This is a genomic window from Microbulbifer aggregans (genome assembly GCF_001750105.1).
Classification (GTDB): Bacteria; Pseudomonadota; Gammaproteobacteria; order Pseudomonadales; family Cellvibrionaceae; genus Microbulbifer; species Microbulbifer aggregans.
Genome location: NZ_CP014143.1, coordinates 3467151 through 3484144 on the forward strand (window position 1 = coordinate 3467151; position 16994 = coordinate 3484144).

At 60.7% G+C, this 16994-nt stretch carries 17 protein-coding genes; 13 read left to right on the forward strand and 4 right to left on the reverse strand.

Translation table 11 applies throughout. The features are described from left to right. Nucleotides 1-172: 172 nt before the first annotated feature. The 3 genes from rdgC to AUP74_RS15150 all read left to right on the forward strand — a co-directional run bounded on the left by rdgC (nucleotide 173) and on the right by AUP74_RS15150 (nucleotide 2336). On the forward strand, nucleotides 173-1162 hold the full coding sequence (rdgC, locus tag AUP74_RS15140) for a recombination-associated protein RdgC (RefSeq protein WP_069948281.1): 990 nt from the start codon (nucleotides 173-175) through the stop codon (nucleotides 1160-1162). Between the two features lie 20 nt (nucleotides 1163-1182). Next, the gene (locus AUP74_RS15145; RefSeq protein ID WP_069948282.1) at nucleotides 1183-1650 is read left to right on the forward strand and encodes a GNAT family N-acetyltransferase; all 468 of its coding nucleotides are present in this window, start codon (nucleotides 1183-1185) and stop codon (nucleotides 1648-1650) included. A gap of 119 nt (nucleotides 1651-1769) precedes the next feature. After that, nucleotides 1770-2336: a DUF4136 domain-containing protein gene (locus tag AUP74_RS15150; RefSeq protein ID WP_069948283.1), complete on the forward strand. Its 567-nt coding sequence runs from the start codon at nucleotides 1770-1772 to the stop codon at nucleotides 2334-2336. A 92-nt stretch (nucleotides 2337-2428) separates the two neighbouring features. Here the strand turns inward: AUP74_RS15150 and gndA are convergent, their stop codons facing one another. Continuing rightward, nucleotides 2429-3949, reverse strand: a complete 1521-nt coding sequence (gene gndA / locus AUP74_RS15155; protein WP_069948284.1) for an NADP-dependent phosphogluconate dehydrogenase — start codon at nucleotides 3947-3949, stop codon at nucleotides 2429-2431. Between the two features lie 358 nt (nucleotides 3950-4307). Between gndA and AUP74_RS15160 the strand changes: the two genes are divergently transcribed. Next, nucleotides 4308-6113, forward strand: a complete 1806-nt coding sequence (locus AUP74_RS15160; protein ID WP_069948285.1) for an amidohydrolase — start codon at nucleotides 4308-4310, stop codon at nucleotides 6111-6113. A 20-nt stretch (nucleotides 6114-6133) separates the two neighbouring features. Here AUP74_RS15160 and AUP74_RS15165 read toward each other — a convergent pair whose 3' ends face one another. After that, on the reverse strand, nucleotides 6134-6916 hold the full coding sequence (locus AUP74_RS15165) for a crotonase/enoyl-CoA hydratase family protein (protein ID WP_226999818.1): 783 nt from the start codon (nucleotides 6914-6916) through the stop codon (nucleotides 6134-6136). Nucleotides 6917-7055: 139 nt separating this feature from the next. On the opposite strand from AUP74_RS15165, the gene AUP74_RS15170 reads away from it, so the two are divergent. Next, nucleotides 7056-8387 carry an erythromycin esterase family protein gene (locus tag AUP74_RS15170; protein WP_069948287.1) on the forward strand — a complete coding sequence of 444 codons (1332 nt, stop codon included), beginning with the start codon at nucleotides 7056-7058 and terminating at the stop codon, nucleotides 8385-8387. A 56-nt stretch (nucleotides 8388-8443) separates the two neighbouring features. Here AUP74_RS15170 and AUP74_RS15175 read toward each other — a convergent pair whose 3' ends face one another. Then, nucleotides 8444-9724: a Xaa-Pro dipeptidase gene (locus tag AUP74_RS15175; RefSeq protein ID WP_069948288.1), complete on the reverse strand. Its 1281-nt coding sequence runs from the start codon at nucleotides 9722-9724 to the stop codon at nucleotides 8444-8446. Nucleotides 9725-9874: 150 nt separating this feature from the next. On the opposite strand from AUP74_RS15175, the gene AUP74_RS15180 reads away from it, so the two are divergent. The 5 genes from AUP74_RS15180 (at nucleotide 9875) to AUP74_RS15200 (ending at nucleotide 14313) form a co-directional block, all read left to right on the forward strand. Beyond that, entirely contained in the window at nucleotides 9875-10198 is a 324-nt protein-coding gene (locus AUP74_RS15180; RefSeq protein ID WP_069948289.1) for a hypothetical protein, read from the forward strand. Between the two features lie 27 nt (nucleotides 10199-10225). Next, nucleotides 10226-11317 (forward strand): alpha/beta hydrolase, encoded by a 1092-nt coding sequence (locus AUP74_RS15185; RefSeq protein ID WP_083261033.1) that lies wholly within the window; start codon nucleotides 10226-10228, stop codon nucleotides 11315-11317. Between the two features lie 212 nt (nucleotides 11318-11529). After that, a complete protein-coding gene (locus AUP74_RS15190) occupies nucleotides 11530-13134 on the forward strand; it encodes an AbgT family transporter (protein ID WP_069948290.1) in 1605 nt (534 codons plus the stop codon). Nucleotides 13135-13196: 62 nt separating this feature from the next. Beyond that, nucleotides 13197-13733, forward strand: a complete 537-nt coding sequence (locus AUP74_RS15195) for a DUF2058 domain-containing protein (RefSeq protein WP_069948291.1) — start codon at nucleotides 13197-13199, stop codon at nucleotides 13731-13733. 7 nt (nucleotides 13734-13740) lie between these two features. Next, nucleotides 13741-14313, forward strand: coding sequence for a DUF1415 domain-containing protein (locus AUP74_RS15200; protein ID WP_069948292.1), 573 nt, complete (start codon nucleotides 13741-13743; stop codon nucleotides 14311-14313). Here AUP74_RS15200 and AUP74_RS15205 read toward each other — a convergent pair. Beyond that, nucleotides 14310-15215 (reverse strand): patatin-like phospholipase family protein, encoded by a 906-nt coding sequence (locus AUP74_RS15205; protein WP_069948293.1) that lies wholly within the window; start codon nucleotides 15213-15215, stop codon nucleotides 14310-14312. The two genes, AUP74_RS15200 and AUP74_RS15205, sit on opposite strands and share 4 nt — an antisense overlap. Before the next feature lie 231 nt (nucleotides 15216-15446). Here AUP74_RS15205 and AUP74_RS15210 point away from each other — a divergent pair, with 231 nt between their 5' ends. The 3 genes from AUP74_RS15210 to AUP74_RS15220 all read left to right on the forward strand — a co-directional run bounded on the left by AUP74_RS15210 (nucleotide 15447) and on the right by AUP74_RS15220 (nucleotide 16926). Beyond that, a complete protein-coding gene (locus AUP74_RS15210; RefSeq protein ID WP_069948294.1) occupies nucleotides 15447-15872 on the forward strand; it encodes an MAPEG family protein in 426 nt (141 codons plus the stop codon). A 12-nt stretch (nucleotides 15873-15884) separates the two neighbouring features. After that, nucleotides 15885-16382, forward strand: a complete 498-nt coding sequence (locus AUP74_RS15215) for a PH domain-containing protein (RefSeq protein WP_069948295.1) — start codon at nucleotides 15885-15887, stop codon at nucleotides 16380-16382. A 133-nt stretch (nucleotides 16383-16515) separates the two neighbouring features. Beyond that, complete coding sequence (locus AUP74_RS15220; RefSeq protein WP_069948296.1) at nucleotides 16516-16926, forward strand: hypothetical protein; 411 nt, start codon at nucleotides 16516-16518, stop codon at nucleotides 16924-16926. Nucleotides 16927-16994: the final 68 nt, after the last annotated feature.

The following is a 16994-nucleotide window of genomic DNA, read 5'->3' on the forward strand; positions in this document are numbered from 1 at the left end:
CCCTGTTGATCACAATTTAAGCAGCCGTATCGTTCATATCGCGGCACGGTAACGCGGGATCACATCGTTGACTCGGCAGTTACTCAGAACTCCCGGTTTACCCTAGCCCCTCCCGCCGCGATTCCGCATAATTGCCGACCGACGAAAAGAATCCCAACAGACGGCCCGATGTATGTGGTTTAAGAATCTGCGCGTTTACCGCCTCACCAAAGAATTTGACCTCACTGCTGAAAAATTGAACGAACTGCTGGAACCGCAGGCGTTTGTGCCCTGTGGCAGCCAGGATGCCGCTCGCTATGGCTGGGTGCCGCCGCTGGGCCGCCACGGCAGCGAGCTGGTGCATGCCACCAACGGTTACCTGATGGTCTGTGCCAAGAAGCAGGAGAAGGTCATTCCTGCCGGCGTCGTCAATGAGAAGGTGGAAGAGCGGGCCCAGGCCATCTCCGAGAAGGAGCACCGCCAGGTGGGCCGCAAGGAGAAGCAGAACCTTAAGGACGAGGTGCTGCTGGAGATGCGCCCGAAGGCGTTTGCCCGCTCCCGCCTCCACTACGCCTATATCGCCCCGCGGGACGGCTGGGTGGTAGTGGATGCTTCTTCCGCATCTGCGGCGGAAGAACTGCTGGAACACCTGCGTGAGGCCCTCAGCAGTCTGGCAGTGATCCCCCTGTCTGCCAAGAACCTGCCCCAGCAGGCCATGACCCACTGGCTCACGGCTCCGGAAGCACCGGCCAGGTTTGAGTTCGGCCACGAGTGCGAGCTGCGCGACCCCAAGGACAGCGGCAGCGTGATCCGCTGCAAGAACCAGGACCTGTGCGCCGAGGAAATCCACAACCACCTGGTGGCCGGGATGCAGGTGCACAAGCTGGGGTTGGTGTGGAACGGTGGTGTCGAGTTCGTGGTCGACCACCAGCTCTCCCTCAAGCGGGTCAAGTTCAGTGACGAGTTGGTCGAAAAGGCAGACAGCGCCGACAGCGAGAATGCCGCCCAGCGCTTCGATGCCGATTTCTCGGTCATGACCCTGGAGATCTCCGCCCTGCTCACCGATCTGGTGGCTGCGTTCGGTGGTGCCGGCGAGGGCGCCAGCGTCGAGGAGATTGTCGCCCGTGCCAACCGCGCCGAGCAGGATCAACTGGCGGCAGAAGTGGAGGAGGTGATGCTCTGACGCCCCACCCCAATGCCCCGATGCGTATAGAAGACCTGCGCGATCACTCTGGCGCCGTCGAGACGCTGGCCGGCTGGCACTTTGACGAATGGCAGCATCTCTACCCTGACCAGACCCGGGAGGACTTTGCCGATGACCTGCGCCGATCACTGGAGAGCGGCACGGTCCCGGCCACCTGGGTGCTTGTCGATGACGAAGGCGTCTGGGGCTCCGCCTCAGTCCTCGAGCAGGACATGGACACCAACCACGAGCTTGGGCCCTGGCTCGCCAACGTCTATGTGCACCCGCAGTTTCGTGGCCGCGGCCTCGGTAGCGAGCTGATCCGACATGTGATGGAACAATCCGCAGCCAACGGCCTGGAGGTACTCTACCTCTTCACTCCCGGCCAGGAGGCTTTTTACGAGTCGCTCGGCTGGCAATCGCTTCGCGGCGAGCGCTACCACGGCGAAGATGTCACCATCATGCAGGCCTGCCTCGGCGGGAAGTGACCCCACCCTTCCCTCTTCGACCATACCCGTATGAACTAAGCTGATTCTTGATTCAGCGGGGATCGCAGCCCGTAGCCGCGCCTGCGCGCAAAGCATCGCGATGGAAAGGAGTACAACCGATGAAAGGCCGGATCGCTTTCAGGGAAATGGTCAACACTGCCGTAATCTTGGCGTTGACGCTGCTCGTCGCTGCCTGCGCGGGCACATCCACATCATCCGGCGCTGCGGCTGAGGGGCGCTGGGGCCAGTACCGCACATTCGGTTTTGTGCGGAGCGGGGATTCGGTCCGCTCCGGTGAGGTGGCCGCCATCCTGCGCGCGGAAGTGACACGGCAGATGAATGCCCGTGGACTCACCCAATCCAGCAACCCGGACCTGCTGGTGCATCTCGCCGTCGATACAGAGCAGCGCGTGCAAGTACCCGGAGCACGAAGTACCGGTGGAGCCGCAGCCAGGTTTCCCTTCCTCGAAGAATATTACAGTCAGCTTCCTCCGGGACACGCCACGGACCTGAACCGCGTCACCGAAGGCCGCCTGACCATCGACGTTCTGGACGTACAGCAGCGACAGCTGGTGTGGCGCGGCCGGGCGCAGCGAAAGGTAACGTCACAAATGATGGCGAATCCCCAGCCGGCACTGGCAGGTGCTGTGGACGATATTTTCCGAAGATTCCCCAAGACCAATTGATCTCCAGTACAGGCTGATCAACACCAACTGTTGGTTTGGACTCTGAAATAAAAAAAGCCCCGGTAAACCGGGGCTTTTTTTCTAAGAGTGACTCAGACCTTCACCATCGGCCGGCCTTTCTCACTCCACTGTACGTGGTATTTCTCATTCTCGGGGCGATCGACCCGGGAGAAGGTATGCGCCCCGAAGAAATCCCGCTGGGCTTGCAACAGGTTGGCGGGCAGGGATTCACGGCGGAAGGCATCGTAGTAGCTGAGTGCGGAAGACAGCGCCGGTACCGGGATGCCGCGCAGGCTGGCGTCCGCCACCGCCCGACGCCAGTTGCCCTGGTTGGAAGCGATCTGCTCGATAAAGAAATCATCCAGCAGCAGGTTGGAGAGTTTGATATCCCGCTCGTAGGCGTCGCTGATCGACTGCAGGAATACCGCGCGGATAATGCAGCCGGCACGCCAGATACGGGCGATCTCGGCAAAGTTCAGTTGCCAGCCCTGCTCTCGCGCCGCCAGCTTCATCAGGTCGAAGCCCTGCGCATAGACACAGATCTTCGCGCAATACAGCGCGTCGTGCAGCTGCTGGATCGCTTCGGCGCGCTCGGCCTCCGGCACCGGCCCGATGTCGGGGCCGTGCAGTTTCTTGGCGGCGCGACCGCGCAATACTTTACGGGTGGAAAGGGAACGGGCAAAGACCGCCTCGGCGATACTCGGTGCCGGGCAGCCGACTTCCAGGCTACTCACTGCGGTCCACAGGCCGGTGCCCTTCTGGCCCGCACGGTCGAGAATGATATCCACCAACGGCTGCTGGGTCTCGGCGTCCACCGTGGCCAGAACCTCGGCGCTGATATCGATCAGGTAGCTGTTCAGCTTGCCCTCATTCCACTCACGGAAAACCTCGGCGATCTCTGCCGGAGTCATCTCCAGCGCACTGCGCATCACATCGTAAGCCTCGCAGATCATCTGCATGTCGGCATACTCGATACCGTTGTGCACCATCTTTACGAAGTGGCCCGAGCCGATGGGGCCGATGTAAGCAGCGCAGGGTTCACCCTCGGTGACCGGGTTACCCGGCTCGAAGCGCTCGATCGGCTGGCCGCTCTTCGGGTCCACCTTGGCGGCGATGGCGTGCCAGATGGGCTCGATGCGCGCCCAGGCATACGGGTCGCCACTGGGCATCAGGGAGGCGCCGAAGCGGGCACCCACCTCACCACCGGAAACGGCAGTGGTAAAGAAGATCAGCTTGCCCTCATAACGCTTGCAGCGCGTCACCGAGTCAGTCCACAGGCTGTTGCCGGTATCCACCACGATATCGTCCGCCTTGAGGCCGGCATCCAGCAGCTTGTTGCAGACATCGTCCACCGGGGCGCCGGCGGGTACGGAGAGAATCACCAGATGCGGAGCCTTCACGCGGGAAAGCAGCTCGGTGTAGGAGTTACAGGTCTCCACGCGGGCCGGCTGGTCGCCGCGCTCGCGGGCGTCCTGTTCCAGCAGGGCATCCAGTTTGTGGTGATCCAGGTCGAAGGCACATACGCGGTAGCCGTTGTCGGCCAGGTTCAGGATCAGGTTCTTACCCATCACCCCCGCGCCAATAAAGCCAATATCGCACAATGAATCAGACATGGATCTCTCCGGAAAACTTTGGTGCTGCTGTCAGGGGCGCGGAGTATAGCAACAGGAAGCCCCTCTAGGGAGGCTAAAATATCGCCAAATGCCGCACAGGGCCGGCACAAACGGGGCTCTTGCCAAAACTTTAGAACAAAAGACCGCGTTCCTGCGCCCATACGTCATTTCATGCTGCCGGGCATCAGGTAAGGGTTCCCGCATGCACAACCGCATCGTGATATTGCGGAGGCTTGCGGGTACGAGGCCATCACTGGTCAAAATAGGCCAACTCCAGTGGCCTGCCACTTCCCGGTCCATGTTTGTTGATAGACTCGCCGGGACTGGCCTCCAAGCTCCACCAGACCCAACAAGAATAATGAATAGATCCATCCACTGTGGTTCCCTCCGGTTCCCGCTCGTCGTCGCGCTGACCCTCCTCCTTGCCGCCTGCCAGCCTGAACAAAAAACTGACGTAAAGCCACCACAGCACGCTGAGAAAATTCTTTATGGTGGTGACATCGTCACGGTGGACCCGGACAACACGTTCGCGGAGGCAGTCGCGGTCAGTGAGGGGCGCATTGTCGCCGTGGGCAGCTTCGCCGATGTTTCGCAATTAGGCGGTGAAGACACCGAGATGATCGACCTCAAGGGCCACACTCTGATGCCCGGGTTTATCGACATTCACACCCACCCGATCCTGTCGGCCATGATGGGTGAGGTGGTCGATGTTTCAGGTTTCACACACAATAACCGTGCGGAAATATTCGCGGCACTAAAGCGGGGTATAGAACAGAAGAATCCCGGTGAGTGGGTACTCGCCTATGGCTGGGACCCGGCCATTCTCGCGGACCTTGAACCGCCGACTCTGGCAGAACTTGACCGACTCGCGCCGGAAAATCCGCTGCTGATCATTGCCCAGACGCTTCATTCCGCATTTGCGAACAGTCTGGCATTCACAGCGGCCGGCATCGATCGAGACACGCCGGACCCCGAAGGCGGTTATTTCGCGCGAGATGCACGGGGCAACTTCACTGGCCTGGTGATGGAAGTGGGGGCAATGGCAAAGTTTACCGCTTCCACCCCCAAATACCCCCTGCCGGCCTACCTCTACCTGCTGACCAATCAGTTGGAAACCTATGCGACAACCGGCTACACGACGATTGCCGCACCTGGGTTGCAGCCCATTATCCCGAGGCATATCGAGGCTCTCCGCACAGTTGCCCAACACCCGGATGCACCGGTTCGGGTGCTCACTTATCCGCTTTTCGAGCAGCTCGATAAAACCCGCTTTGAACCCGACAGCGGAGACGGGGCATTCGAGGTCCGCGGCCCGAAACTCTGGGTCGATGGCTCGCCTTACGCCGGCGGCATGGCGATGGAATCGCCCTACCTGGATAACGATTTCACCCGCAATCGCCTGGGGATCGAAGCCGGCAGCCGTGGACACCTGACTTTCAGCGATGAGCAATTGCAGGCGCTGGTACTGCGCTACCATCGCGAGGGATGGCAGATATCTGCCCACGCACAGGGTGAGCGAGCGGTAGCCCAGTTTCTCGATGCAGTAGAACTGGCGCAGCAAAAGTACCCGCGAGAAGATCACCGGCACCGAATCGAACACGCCGCCCTCATTACCCCCTCACAGCTGCAGCGCGCGGCCGAGCTCGGCGTGACACCCAGCTTCTACATCGATCATATCTACTACTACGGCCACGCTCTCTCCAGATCCATCGTCGGCCCGCAACGTGCCGAGCGCTTTATGCCGATCAACAGCGCGAAAAAAGCAAACCACCGCTTTACGATTCACACGGACTCCCCTTCCTCACCGCTCGGCCCGACCCGCGCGATGCGAACAGCCGTCTTGCGGCAAACCCGTAACGACAGCGAGCTGCTCGGTGAAAGGGAACAGATCGACGTGGATGCCGCCATTCGCGCGATCACCATCAATGCTGCCTGGCAGATTCACCAGGAGCAGAGCCGTGGCAGCATCGAAGTGGGTAAGCTGGCGGACTTCACCGTGCTGTCAGAGAACCTGAGAGAAGTGCCAGCGGAACAATGGCAGCGTATCGAGGTGACCGGCACCTATCTGAATGGCGAGCAGGTGACCCCGCAAAAATGGTCTCTGCGAAAACTGGAGCTGGTATTGCAGGCAGGCTGGGAATTGCTACTCCACAAATTCGATTAAACTTTTTCGGTGCCTGACGGTTACTCTTCGGATTCGCCGTGCCGGCCAGCGCCTTTGCTGAACCGCTCCGCACCCGCGATCGCTTCCTCGAAGACCACCGGATACCCGGCCTGCCCCTCCGCTTCGAGCGCTTCCTTCAAAGAGAGGTCCCACTGGCGATAGGCGGAGGCGCGGTCTGCGCGCAGGCATTTCTGCGGCAACCGCGCAATCTGTGCGGCTATCTCCTGCGCAGCACCGAGTGCTTCGCCCGCGCCAACCAGTCGATTGACCAGGCCCATCTGCAACGCCTCTTCCGCAGCCACCGGACGACCGGTGAGAATCATGTCCATGGCGCGGCCGTGGCCGACAATGCGCGGCAGGCGCACGGTGCCACCATCAATCAGCGGCACCCCCCAACGCCGGCAGAAAACCCCGAATACCGCAGTGGCATCCGCCACGCGCAGGTCGCACATCAGCGCCAGCTCCAGACCTCCCGCCACCGCATAGCCGGAGATGGCGGCGATGACCGGTTTGCTGGGCAGCATGCGCGTCGGCCCCATCGGCCCTGCCACTGTACCCGTGGACTCAACGGTATTACGCCGCTCGGGGTCACCGAGCGCCTGCAGATCGGCACCGGAGCAGAAATGACCTTCGCTACCGGTCAAAACCGCCACGGCCAAATCATCCCGGCGCTCAAATTCCTCGAAAGCCTCTCGTAACAGATCCGCGGTGGGGCCATCCACCGCATTGCGCACATCCGGTCGATGCAGGCGAATGGTAAAGACGGCGCCATTGGTGTCCGTGAAAACGGATTGTTGGTTCACAGCGTGCTCACTCATCACGGGAACAGGGGCCCATGCTAAACCGCCCGGTCACCGGAACAAAGTGCCAGCCCGCGAAGCGCCGCCCCTCACCCTACAATCCGTTGCAACCGACAGGCAGGAGACAACCGCAGGGCTATATATGGCGGATTCATCCCCTTCTACGGAGGCGATTCGAGCGGCGGCACAACGCCTCTCCGGCAACTCGTCCGATTATCGGCCACTGCTGCAGCGCGCCGGTCATTGCGACACGGTGCTGCTGGGTGAAGCCAGCCACGGCACCCACGAGTTCTACGAAATGCGCGCCGCCATTACCCGGGCGCTGATCGAGGAGCAGGGTCTGGATGCCATCATCATCGAGGGCGATTGGCCCGATGTCGCCCGCATCAACCGCTATGTGCATGGACTCGATCGCGACGACTCTCCCGCGGAGGCCCTGGCAGATTTCGAGCGTTTTCCCCTGTGGATGTGGCGCAATACAGAGATGGCCTCCTTCGTGCAGTGGCTGCGCCTGTGGAACAGCCGCCAGGAGCGGGCACACCAGACCGGCATTTACGGCATGGACCTGTACAGCATGTACCGCTCTGCCGCGGCGGTGGTGCAGTACCTGGAAACCGTCGATCCGGACGCGGCGCGGCGCGCACGGGAGAGATACGCCTGCATGGATCACCACCATGATCCGCAGCGCTACGGATACCGGGCCGCCATGGGCATCAGCGAGTCCTGCCAGAAAGCGGCCGTGGAGCAGCTGCTGGAAATGATGGAGCGGCGCAGCCAGTGGCTGTTGCGCGACGGGCCCAAGGCGGAAGACGAGGAGTTTTACGCAGAGCGCAATGCGCGGGTGGTACACCATGCGGAGGCCTACTACCGCGGCATGTTTTTTTCCGACGTGAATACCTGGAACCTGCGCGACCGCCACATGGTGAATACGGTGATGGATCTGCGCCAGTATCTGTCCAAACAACGCGACCGGCCGGCAAGGATCGCGCTCTGGGCACACAATTCGCACCTCGGTGATGCCCGTGCAACTGACGCTGCCCTGCAGGATGAAATCAATGTGGGACAACTGGTACGGGAAAAGCTCGAAGAACAGGCTCTGCTGGTGGGATTTACTACCTACACCGGCCACGTCACCGCTGCGCGTGAGTGGGATCAGCCCGCGGAACACCGCTGGGTGCGGCCCGCCCTGGAAGGCAGTGTGGAAAAGCTGCTCCATGAGACCGGGCTCGGGGACTTTTATCTCGACCTGCAGTCGGTCGGTGAGTGCGCGCTGCACCGGCCGCTGCTGGAGCGGGCTATCGGCGTTATCTACCGACCGGAGACCGAAGGCCAGAGCCATTATTTCCGTGCGAACGTGACGGAACAGTTCGACGTGCTGTTCCATCTGGATCAGACCCGGGCCCTGGAGCCACTGGATATCCCCGAGCAATGGGAAGCCCGCGAGCCCCCGGAGACATGGCCCTACGGCACCTGACCGATAGAAGCCCTGCGCGGCGATCAGAATCCACCGCGCGTGGCATAGAGTGGAAGTTAGAAGGTCACGGCATCGTTTTTATAGACGGTGCCGTCTTTCATCACGAACTGCACTTTTTCCATCACACCGATATCCTCCAGCGGGTTACCGGGGACGGCGACGATATCCGCAAGCTTGCCCTCGCGGATACTGCCCAGATTCTCCTGCTGACCGAGTAACTCGGCGGCATTGATGGTCGCCGCCTGTAGTGCCTGCAACGGCGTCATACCAAATTCCACCATGCGCGAGAACTGGCGCGGATTCTCGCCGTGGGGATAAACGGCGGCATCGGAACCGAACACCATCTTCACACCGGCATCCACGGCTTCACGGAAGCTCTCGCGCTGGCGGCTGCCGACGCGGCGCTCCTTCTCCAGGCTCTCGGGCAGGATGCCAGCCTTCTCCCCCTCGGAGAGAATGTATTCGGTGACATAGATATCCATGGACAGCACAGTGCCGTGCTTCTTCGCCAGGCGAATGGCCTCGCTATCCAGGAAACTGGCGTGCTCGACGGAATTCACGCCGGCGCGGATCGCCGCCTTGATGCCCTCAGTGCCGTGGGCGTGGGCCGCCACGATCACACCCCGGTTGCGGGCCTCGGCAACGGCGGCCTGCATTTCCTCCAGCGCCAGTTGCTGCGCGCCGGGCTCGGTGCCCTTGGACATCACCCCGCCGGTGGCACACAGCTTGATCAGATCGGCGCCAAATTTGAGGTTCTCGCGTACCTTGGCGCGTACGCCCCATGGACCATCTGCCACGCCGCCGCCCTTGGCATCGAATTCATGCGTCAGCAGGTTGTTGTCGCAATGGCCACCGGTGATGCCGATAGCGGGGCCTGACACGAAAAGGCGCGGCCCTGGCACATCGCCGTCATTGATGGCATCACGCAGGGCGACATCGGCATAGCCCTGCGCCCCCAGGTTACGCATGGTGGTAAAACCGGCATCCAGAGAGGTTCGCGCATTTTTGACCCCGGTGATGGCGGAGCGCACCGCGGTGCGAGCGAGGCGGCGATAACCGTGCTGATCCGCAGAGCCAGTCAGGTGCACATGCATGTCCATCAGTCCCGGTAACAGGGTGGCCCCCTGCAGGCGAATGGCACCCTCGGGAGGAGTGGCATCAGGGAGTACCGAAACGATGCGGTTGCCGTCGATGGTCACCAGTGGCGACTCGATGACGCGGCCGTTTTCCACGTCGATCAGCCGATCCGCACTCAGGTAGGTGACCGCCGCTGCGGTCTGGGCCAGCAGCGCACCGGCGGCCACAAGCAGGGCAAAGAGGGCATTTTTCTTGTACATTCTGGGTTCCCACATAAAAAATTTTGCACTTAAGCTGGCGTTTTTTACCGTATTTTTGCCGCCAGTGACAGCGCTGCGGAGATTTCAGGCCAGAGCCTGCCAGTGCACTCGGGGCAGTGAAATACACGGACTCAACAGGAATATCGATTGATGACGGAAGAGGCTCTGATTCATTTTTACCTCACACACCAGTGGCTGGTGCTACCGCTGTTTTTGGTGTTCGTAGTAGGGCTGGCAATCTTCTGGTTTGGCGGCCTGGTGGCGGCATTGGTGGCACTGGGCAACAAAGACTGGCTGTGGGGGATTCCGTCGATTTTTCTCGGGCCCCTGACCGGCCTGCCCTACGCCCTCCTCCACGGCGAGGCGGAATACGCAAAAACCCTGATGCTGCGGGGACTCGCACTCATACTGGCCGCCCTATTGCTACTGCTGTTGGTGTGGTTCTTCACTCAGGGAGCGGGGCCCACGGAATAAAGGCGCCCGCTGTCGGGGCAGAATGCTATGACAGAAGATGGTCGGGACAACCATCCCCAGCCACCCAACCAGCGCCGCCTGCGGCCCCTGGCCGTCGTCACCCTGTTACTGCTTGCCATCACCGGCTCGATCTTCGCGGCGTTTGAACTCTCCCCCCGGCCGTCGGCCATTCTGATACGGCAGGCGTTCGATAAGCAGACCACGCAGCTAAACGCTGCCCTGGCGCCGCTGAGACCGCCCTATGTCCGCGCCCAGGAAAATATTCCCTACGATCCGGACGATCCGGATGCATTACTCGATCTCTACCTGCCAGACCTGGGCGGCGGGCGCCTGCCCCTGGTGGTCTGGATCCCCGGGGGCGCCTGGGTCGCGGGCAGTAAAGAGGGGATCGCCAATTACAGCGCGCTGCTTGCCGGACACGGCTACGCAGTGGCGGCTCTGGATTATTCGCTAGCGCCCGCAGCGCACTACCCGAGACCGATAGAGCAAGTGAGCCAGGCACTGGAGTTTCTGCAACGGAATGCCGAACGCCTCAGTCTCGATACGGCGCATGTTTTTCTCGCTGGTGATTCCGCAGGTGCCCAGATTGCAGCGCAGGTTGCCAACCTCATTGCGTCGCCCGCCTATGCCGATCTACTTGGTATCGAATCGCCACTGCACAGGCGCCAGCTTTCGGGGGTATTGCTCTACTGCGGCGCCTATGACCTGGAACAGCTGGATTTCAACGGTCCCCACGGTGAATTCCTGCACAGCGTTCTCTGGGCCTATAGCGGCGACCGCAACTTCCTCGACAATCCTGATTTCGCCACTATCTCCGTACGGCAATACCTGACGGCTGACTTCCCGCCGACATTTATCTCCAGTGGCAACGGCGATCCGCTGCAGGATCAGTCCCGCGCTATGGCGGAGACACTCAGGGAGCTCGGTGTCCCGGTCACCCCCCTCTTCTTCCCCAGTGACTATTCCCCGGCCCTGCCCCATGAATACCAGTTCAACCTGGGCATTCCAGCGGGAAGGCTGGCGCTGCAGCAGTCGCTGCGCTTTCTGTCCCGTCAGGTCAACGCCACCTGGGCCCGCGGGGACGAGCCGGTCGACCCCCTCCCGCAGGTCGCTCGCTAGGCCACCCGGTAGCCGTGTATGGGAGCAGACGATCGCCGTCGCAATCGAGAATGACTGAAATACAACCAATGGTCAGATCGATTGGCGTTCAGTCCAACCGCGGTTTTGTGTATCATTTGCGGCTTTTAGCACAATTTTTAGCCAGCCCGACCCCGTCCAGAAAATACGGGGGCCGGAGAAAAGAGTCAGGCAAAGAACACCGGAAACCGATAATGAGTACCACCGCATCATCCTCCAGCGAACAGCAGAACCAGTCCCCGACCCAGAGGAAGGCATTCACCCGTTTCCTGGATACCGTGGAGTGGCTCGGTAACCTGTTGCCGCATCCGATTACCCTGTTCGCCATGTTCGCTGTCGGCGTCATCCTGATCAGTGGCGTTGCCTCTTACTTTGGCCTGTCTGTCGCCGATCCGCGCCCGGTGGGTGCCGCCGGTCGCGCCCCGGACGGGGTCATCGAAGTCTTCAACCTGTTTTCCGGCGAGGGGCTGCGTTACATCGTCACCAGCCTGGTCACAAACTTCACTGGCTTTGCTCCCCTGGGCACCGTGCTGGTGGCCCTGCTCGGCGTCGGTATCGCGGAGCACTCCGGGCTGTTGAGTGCCGCAGTGCGCGGACTGGTGCTGCAGGCCTCCCAGCGCACCGTAACGGTGATCGTGGTGTTTGCCGGTATCCTCTCCAATACCGCGTCAGAGCTCGGCTATGTGGTCCTGATTCCCCTGGCGGCGATGATTTTCCACTCCCTGGGCCGCCACCCGCTGGCAGGCCTCGCTGCGGCCTTTGCCGGCGTCTCCGGCGGCTACAGTGCCAACCTGCTGATCGGCACTGTCGACCCGCTGCTGTCCGGGATTACCGAGTCCGCCGCCCACATGATCGACCCCACTTACACCGTCGGTCCGGAGGTGAACTGGTTCTTCATGATCGTCAGCACCTTCCTGATTACCGCCGTGGGCAGCTGGGTGACCCTGGCGATCGTCGAGCCCAAGCTGGGCAAGTACGATCCCAAAGAGGCATCGGTGGACCTCTCCCAGGACAAGATGGGTGCTCTGACCGACGCCGAAAAACGCGGCCTCAAGTTCGCCGGACTGGCGGTGCTGGCTGTTTCCGCCCTTTTCGCCCTCTCCATCGTTCCCGAGTGGGGCGTACTGCGGCACCCTGAGACAGGCGAGGTCGCCGGCTCCCCGTTCCTGAAAGGCATCGTGGCGCTGATCGTGGTGTTCTTCGCCATTCCCGGCTTTGTCTTCGGCCGCGTGACCGGCTCCATGAAAAATGACCGCGACGTGATCAATGCCATGTCGAAGAGCATGGGCAGCATGGGTATGTATATCGTGCTGGTGTTCTTCGCCGCGCAGTTCGTGGCCTTCTTCAAGGTCACCAACCTGGGCACCATCTTTGCCGTGGTCGGCGCCGACACACTGCAGAGCATCGGCCTCACCGGCCCGGTTCTGTTCCTGTTCTTCATCATGATGTGCGGTTTCGTGAACCTGATGCTGGGCAGTGCCTCGGCCCAGTGGGCAGTGACCGCTCCGATCTTCGTACCGATGCTGATGCTGCTGGGCTACGCACCGGAAGTCATTCAGGCCGCCTACCGCATCGGCGACTCGGTGACCAATATCATCACCCCGATGATGAGTTACTTCGGCCTGATCGTGTCTTTCGCCACCCGCTACAAGAAAGATCTGGGCATCGGCACCCTGATTGCCACCATGATCCCCTACTCGATTTTCTTCTTTGTTGGCTGGACCGCGCTGTTCTTTATCTGGGTATTTGCTTTCGGCCTGCCGGTGGGACCGGGCGCAGCCACTTACTTCGGCAACTGATACCGCTAAAATACCGGGCCGTACCGTTTGGTACGGCCGTTCACAAGTGAGAGTCCAATCCCATGAGTTCACTGCAGGATCAACTGCTGAAAGCGGGCCTGGTTGATACCAAGAAGGCCAAGCAGGTCAATAAGGAAAAGCGCAAGCAGAACAAAGTGGCCAAGAAAACTGGCCAGCCGCAGGTCGATGAGACCCGCGAGGCGGTAGAGCAGGCACGTGCCGAGAAGGCCGCCCGCGACCGGGCGCTGAATGCGGAGCGGGATGCCGCCGCGCGGGAAAAAGCCATTGCTGCCCAGATCAAGCAGCTGGTGGAGAGCAACAAGCAATCCAAAGGCAACGGCGATATCGCCTACAACTTCACCTTCGAGCGCAAGATCAAGAAGATCTATGTCTCCGAGGCAGTGCGCGACCACCTGGCCGCCGGCCGACTGATGATCGTGGGCCTGGACGAGAATTTCGAACTGGTGCCGCGGGTTATCGCCGAGAAGATCAGTGAGCGTAAACCCGATGCCGTGGTACAGCCTCCAGCCGACAGCAACCAGCCGGAGGAGGATGATCCCTACGCAGAGTTCCAGATCCCCGACGACCTGATGTGGTAAGCCGCGCTTGAACCGCGAGCAGGAAATACTGAGTGCCGTACAGCAGTGGCTCGCCGATGTGGTGGTGGGCCTGAACCTGTGCCCCTTCGCCCGCAAGCCCATGCGGGCAGGCCAGATCCGCTACGTCATCAGCGATGCCCGCTCTGACGAAACGCTGATGACGGATCTGCTGGCGGAAATGGAACGTCTGGATCTGGAACCCGCCGAGAAGCTGGAAACCACACTGCTGATTGTTCCCTCGCACCTCAATCGTTTCGATGACTTCAACCAGTTCCTCGATCTGGCCGAGTGGCTGATCGAGCGCCGGGGCTATAGCGGCGTGTACCAACTCGCCACTTTCCACCCCGATTACCAGTTCGCAGGCACCGAAGCCGAGGATGCGGAAAACCTTACCAACCGGGCCCCTTACCCCATCCTCCATCTGATCCGGGAAGCCAGCATCGAAAAGGTGCTGGAGAGATACCCAGATCCGGAAGCAATCCCCGAGAACAATATCCGGCGTGTCAGTGCGCTGACCCCGGAAGAGTCGGCGCGCCTATTCCCCTACCTGTTCCAGGACCGCAGCCCTAACCGGCATTAATCGCTGGTACTGAGCTGAGATTCCCGGCCGGCAACGGCCTTCGCGTCGATACCCGCAGAGTCACTCAGATGTGTAATACCCGCCTGCAGACCAATCTCATAACCACGCTGCAACAAATCGGGTTCCTGTGTGAACCGGGCGACGGGAAAATCTGCCGGGGGTGAAATGACCCGAACCCGGCAGCCCTCTGGTGGTGACTTTATAAACTCCAGCGCACGGTTGTAGCGCTCAGCCCGCCCCAGTACAGATTCAAACAGGCTGGCGTGATCCTGAAACAGCTGTTTCATAAATTGCGGTGCTGGTGTTTCCCTTTTGCGGTAACCCAGGGGACGGGAGAGCAGAACCGTGATGTCCCGGGCGCCCTGCTCGTAAGCACGGATCACCGGGATGGAGTCCGCCAATCCGCCATCCGTCATCGGCTCACCATTGACCCGCGGGAAACCGCGATAGGCAAAGGGAATGGCGCAGGAAGCGGGAAACACCTCATGCATGTTTTCCGCGGTCACTTCCAGATAGTGGGCCTGGCCCGTGTCGATGCTGGTGGTGACGGCATAGAGCGGCACCCCGCCGTCATAGTAGCGTTGCACGTTGAGCGGCACTTCATCAAAGGAGGCGTGCCAGAGCCAGCCGACATCGCAAAAGTGCCCGCCCTTGAGAAAGCGGCGCCAATTGATGAAGTCTTCCCGCCGCGCATGATCCATCAGGATGCGGCGACTGCGACCGTGATCCCCAGACAGATAACCAATCAGGTTGGTTGAGCCGGCGGAAACGCCGATCGCGAAATCGAAAGGCAGAAAGTCGCGCTCGATAAAGGCATCGAGGACTCCTGCGGCAAAGATCCCCCGCATCGCCCCGCCCTCTACCACGAGCGCGGAATGTGAGACTGCGCGGTCTTGATTCATTGACTCTCCAGATCTGCATTCGCAGCTGCAATTTCGATTCTGATTCAGATTGTATATTTGCTGTCCGCCACTGGCATTCGCCTTCCCGCTCAAATCGACTGACCAGAGCGCCATCTGGCGCTGCAATTCCGCCGACTGCAGGCTGACAGAAATCCCTACGCCAGTTAGAGTATCGCCACCGCAGACCTATCGGTCGCCAAGCTACCAAACCAATCAAGAAACAGGGTCCCTATGCCGAGCCATTCTCCGATACTGCTTCCAGTTGTCGCGCTGGTCGCCTGGTCACTGGTCATGTGGATCTGGATGTACGCAACGCGCCTGCCGGCAATTCGCGCTAGCGGTCTGGAGCTGGACCCCACTGCCCCCCAAGGCGAGCTGATGAAGCAGCTGCCCGCCCAGGTGCGCTGGAAAGCCGACAATTACAACCACCTGATGGAGCAACCGACACTCTTCTATGCCATTGCTCTGGTCCTCGCTCTTGCGGGTGAAGGTGGCGGCCTGAATCTGGCCCTGGCGTGGGCCTATGTGGGTACCCGGGTGGTTCACAGCCTGTTTCAGGCCTTGGTCAACAAGATCGAAGTCCGCTTTGCGATCTTTGTTCTCTCTTCTCTCGTGCTGTTCGTGCTCACCGCTCGGGCCGCCCTGGCACTGAGTTAAACGGAGGTTCTCTTGCACACTAAAGTAAAGTTCGGCGCGCCCTGGAGCCGCCAGCTGAAGATTCTGACCTCCGTGTTTACCCTGTTTCTGCTGGGGCTGCCGCTGATCCTGATGAACCGCGCACCGGAGAATCCTCCCACTATCTATCTGGTCAGCATCTGGCTGCCGGTTGCCATCCTGCTTCTGAGTGCCCCGTTTGCAATTCGCGGTTTCGTGATTGAAGACCGCCGGCTTCTGGTATTGCGCCCACTGTGGAAGACCAGCGTGTCTCTGCAGGATCTGGAGAGCGCGGAGCAGGATCCACAGGCAATGGATGGTTCCATCCGCACTTTTGGCAATGGCGGCCTGTTCGGTTTTATCGGCCTTTTCCGCAACAAAAAACTCGGGCGCTACAGGGCCTTCGCCACCGACCAGAAAAATGCCGTCGTACTGCGTTTTCCCACCCACACCCTGGTAATCACTCCGGACAGGCCGGAGCGGGCTGCCGAGCTTCTAAACCGGCAGACGTGATCCCCGTAAAGATCTGGACGCACTCTCAAACCTCCACAGCCTCCCGGTTCCCTGCCTGAGGATCTGAGCTAAGGTTTTCCCAGGGCATCGAAGACCTGCACCTCTGTCGATCCAGGTTTACCGGGAAACCGCCATGAAGCCATTACTACTGATTTCTGCCGTCTTGCTCCAGTTGGTGCTCGCGTGCAATGCCGCGGGCAGCAAGTCACATGAAATCCGTTTTCCCCCGGGTAGCAGCAGTACTCAGGTCAGCGGCTCTGTCAAAGGCTACGACTTCGTCACATACCAACTGCGGGCACAAGCAGGCCAGCAGATGCGCGTGGTCATGGACACCAGCCATAGCGCCAGCTACTTCAATATTTTTCCTCCCGGCAAGGGGCCGGGTGATGCGGCGATTTTCATCGGTTCCACCAGTGGCAATCGGTTCTCCCAAACGCTGCCGGCGGACGGCGTCTACACAATCCAGGTATACCTGATGCGGTCCGCCGCCAGGCGTGAGGAGAGCGCGCGATACACCCTGGATATTGCGATCACAGGTCCCTAGCCCACTGCAGGCCAGCGCTGGTCCGCTTGCCCTTTCGGACCGTGCAGTCCCGATCAGAACTTCCATAC

Excerpts from the sequence above, each read along its gene's own strand:
- AUP74_RS15190 (WP_069948290.1), top strand. The coding sequence starts at position 11,530 with ATGAGTACCACCGCATCATCCTCCAGCGAACAGCAGAACCAGTCCCCG.
- AUP74_RS15180 (WP_069948289.1), top strand. The coding sequence starts at position 9,875 with ATGACGGAAGAGGCTCTGATTCATTTTTACCTCACACACCAGTGGCTG.
- AUP74_RS15170 (WP_069948287.1), top strand. The coding sequence starts at position 7,056 with ATGGCGGATTCATCCCCTTCTACGGAGGCGATTCGAGCGGCGGCACAA.
- AUP74_RS15205 (WP_069948293.1), bottom strand. The coding sequence starts at position 15,215 with ATGAATCAAGACCGCGCAGTCTCACATTCCGCGCTCGTGGTAGAGGGC.
- AUP74_RS15160 (WP_069948285.1), top strand. The coding sequence starts at position 4,308 with ATGAATAGATCCATCCACTGTGGTTCCCTCCGGTTCCCGCTCGTCGTC.
- AUP74_RS15195 (WP_069948291.1), top strand. The coding sequence starts at position 13,197 with ATGAGTTCACTGCAGGATCAACTGCTGAAAGCGGGCCTGGTTGATACC.
- gndA (WP_069948284.1), bottom strand. The coding sequence starts at position 3,949 with ATGTCTGATTCATTGTGCGATATTGGCTTTATTGGCGCGGGGGTGATG.
- rdgC (WP_069948281.1), top strand. The coding sequence starts at position 173 with ATGTGGTTTAAGAATCTGCGCGTTTACCGCCTCACCAAAGAATTTGAC.
- AUP74_RS15220 (WP_069948296.1), top strand. The coding sequence starts at position 16,516 with ATGAAGCCATTACTACTGATTTCTGCCGTCTTGCTCCAGTTGGTGCTC.
- AUP74_RS15145 (WP_069948282.1), top strand. The coding sequence starts at position 1,183 with ATGCGTATAGAAGACCTGCGCGATCACTCTGGCGCCGTCGAGACGCTG.
- AUP74_RS15150 (WP_069948283.1), top strand. The coding sequence starts at position 1,770 with ATGAAAGGCCGGATCGCTTTCAGGGAAATGGTCAACACTGCCGTAATC.
- AUP74_RS15175 (WP_069948288.1), bottom strand. The coding sequence starts at position 9,724 with ATGTACAAGAAAAATGCCCTCTTTGCCCTGCTTGTGGCCGCCGGTGCG.
- AUP74_RS15185 (WP_083261033.1), top strand. The coding sequence starts at position 10,226 with ATGACAGAAGATGGTCGGGACAACCATCCCCAGCCACCCAACCAGCGC.
- AUP74_RS15210 (WP_069948294.1), top strand. The coding sequence starts at position 15,447 with ATGCCGAGCCATTCTCCGATACTGCTTCCAGTTGTCGCGCTGGTCGCC.